A 2,591-nucleotide genomic window follows, 5' to 3' on the forward strand; every position below is an offset into this window, starting at 1 on the left:
CGCCCTCGCGCACCAACTGGGCCCAGCGGTCCGGATGAATGTGTACGCGGCGCTGCGGGTCAAGGTGGAACGCCCGGACGAAGCTCAACCGTTCGAGGTGGGCGAGTAGATTCTTCTCGCTCGGCGCCTCCGGCAAGGCCCGCAGCCAGGCGAAGCGGGTTTGCCGGATGGTGGGATCGACGGTGAGCAGCCCGTCGAGTGTGGCCAGCCCCTCCGCCGTGAGACCATCGAGCAGCGCCGCTTCCATCCGGCGCCGCGCGATGACCCGTGCGGCGCGGCCGATCCGGTCGAGCGTATCAGTCGCCGGAAGCACCGACTTGCGCTCCCTGAATGCGGCGATGATCGCCTCGGCAATCGGCTTTCCCAGATCGGTCGCGGCGGCTGTGGTGATCGCTGCCAGAAGTGCTACGCGCCGGTCATCGCGACCGGCCGGATGCAGCCCGAGATGGCGCTGCGCCTCGACCGCGTGCTCGCGCCGGTTCGTGTCACGCCGGGCATACTCGGCCAATGCACCCGGATTGACGCCGATCTGTTGGGCGACGAAGGCGACCATCGGCGCCGGGAACGTCTCACCAGAAAGGATCGCCCGACCGAGATGGCGTAAAAAGCAGAGCTGAATGGTGAGACCGAGACGGTTGTGCGGGGTACGCTTGGCCTGGATCAGATCCAACTCGGCACGGTCGAGCGTGCAGTGCCGGATCAGGCTCTCCTCGTCCGTCGGCATGTCGACAAGAGCGGACCATTGATCGGCTTTGAGCAGAGGGCGGCGCGACACGCTCAATCTCCGGGCTCCTGTTTGAGGTGGATTGCCCATATCCGCTTCACTTGGCTTTCGCTGCACCCAGCCAGATTGGCGGTACGCTTGATCGACTGACCTGCGCCGCGCAACGCGATGATCCGCTGATGGGTGGCGGCATCGGAGATGCGCCCCGCATATTTACCGGCCGTTTTGGCAAGTTGCACACCCTGGCGCTGGCGCTCGCGGCGTGTCTCATAGTCATCGCGCGCCATTTGCAGCGCCAGCTTGAGCAGCAGTTCCTGTATCGATTCCAACACGATCCTGGCCACGCCGTCAGCCTCGGTCGCGAACTCGGACAAATCGACCAGGCCCGGCACGGCCAGTCTTGCCCCCTTGCTCCGGATCGAGCCCACCAGTCTTTGAGCTTCGACCAAAGGAAGTCGGCTGATGCGATCAATTTTCTCCGCGACAACCACTTCACCGGGCTGCAAGTCGGCGATCATCCTGAGAAGCTCGGGTCGGTCGGCGCGGGCACCCGAAGCCTTCTCGCGGTAGACGCCCGCGATGTAATAGCCCGCCGACCGAGTGCTGTGCTCGATTTCAGCTTGGCGGGTGAGGTCCTGCTCGGCAGTGCTGACGCGAAGGTAGATGCGGGCGATTTTCATGGATGGCGGCCAGGATGGGTATACCCATCCTGGCTAATCGCAAACAGCATGGTCAAGAACGGAAAAGCCAATGTAAGTTGGCCATAGCCAAATTGGCTATCCATGTTGGCTATCCCCCCTCGGCTGCGAGCCGCCAGCGAAGCGTTAGCGGCGGCATCCAGGACTTCCTGTTGCGCCCAGATGAGCAAACTGCTGAGAAAATCCGAGCTTCCAGTGTCAGGTTGCTGATTCGTTCTTCAATGTCGTACAGCTACGCACAGTTCTTGGCGTTACCCCTAGTAGGTCGATGGGGCGATCGGCAGGACCCTGCAGATCGGCTCGACCCCATAAGCCCCGCGGTGATCATCGATGAACGAGATCATGGTTTGAACCGGCGGTCGAGCTCCGCCTGGGCAAATATGCCGACGCCTTGCGCAGGATCTCATTCGCCTGGCGAAGCTCGCGGTTCTCGCGTTCCAGTGCCTTCAGCTTCGCCGACACTTCCGACGGAACACCAGGCGAGCGGCCGCTGTCGCGATCCACCTTCTGCACCCATTCACGCAGCGTATGCGGTGAGCAGCCAAACTTCGCGGCTATCGACACCATCGCCGCCCACCGCGAGGGATGTTCGCCCTCGTGCTCCAGCACCATCCGCACCGCCCGCTCGCGGACTTCAGGAGAAAACTTGTTCGTCATCGGACTCGTCATGGCTCCATCCTATTTGGGAGTTGGAGCCTCCGGCAAACCCAGGGCGGTTCAATCTTTTGAATCAAGTTATCCACAGAATGAGTTATCCACAACGGAAAAGTTCAATTTCTTTAATTTCAATTTCAGATGAAAATTTTTGTTAATTATCAATTGATTGTACCGCATTAGTCAGACCAAACGGGCGGTTATCCAGGACTAAGTGGGCGGTCAATTCAGACCAAACGGGCGGCTTATTCAGACCAAACGGGCGTGGTACGACTCGGTACGATTTTTGTGTTGCCAGAGGTGGTAAAATCCCGGTTGTACCGGTCGATACTCCACCCCAAAACGGCTGTAATATGCCTCTTTTGGGCGTTGCGGACTCAAGTAGCCTGGCCAGAAAAATCAATTCAGACCAAACGGGCGGGGTTTAAAATCAACAATGTAATTCAGACCAGACTTGACCTTTGGTCCTGTTCCGGAATAGCCTTCGGTATGAGTCTCACCCTCTCTCAAAAATC

General features: G+C 59.6%; 2 protein-coding genes, 1 pseudogene and 1 other annotated feature. All 3 genes and pseudogenes read right to left on the bottom strand.

The features are described 5' to 3' along the window. A partial coding sequence (locus tag ACIDOCELLA78_RS96760; RefSeq protein WP_249676903.1) for a DUF4158 domain-containing protein occupies positions 1-775 on the bottom strand: 775 nt, incomplete at its 3' end. Between the two features lie 2 nt (positions 776-777). Beyond that, a complete protein-coding gene (locus ACIDOCELLA78_RS96765; RefSeq protein ID WP_201729867.1) occupies positions 778-1,404 on the bottom strand; it encodes a recombinase family protein in 627 nt (208 codons plus the stop codon). A gap of 278 nt (positions 1,405-1,682) precedes the next feature. Beyond that, positions 1,683-2,091: pseudogene (locus tag ACIDOCELLA78_RS96770) on the bottom strand (transposase); the annotation flags it as partial. After that, positions 1,692-1,807: a sequence feature (AL1L pseudoknot), on the bottom strand. Its footprint overlaps the pseudogene before it by 116 nt. Positions 2,092-2,591: the final 500 nt, after the last annotated feature.

Source organism: Acidocella sp. C78, from assembly GCF_907164655.1.

Coding starts and splice junctions, on each gene's coding strand:
- ACIDOCELLA78_RS96765 (WP_201729867.1), bottom strand. CDS start 1,404: ATGAAAATCGCCCGCATCTACCTTCGCGTCAGCACTGCCGAGCAGGAC.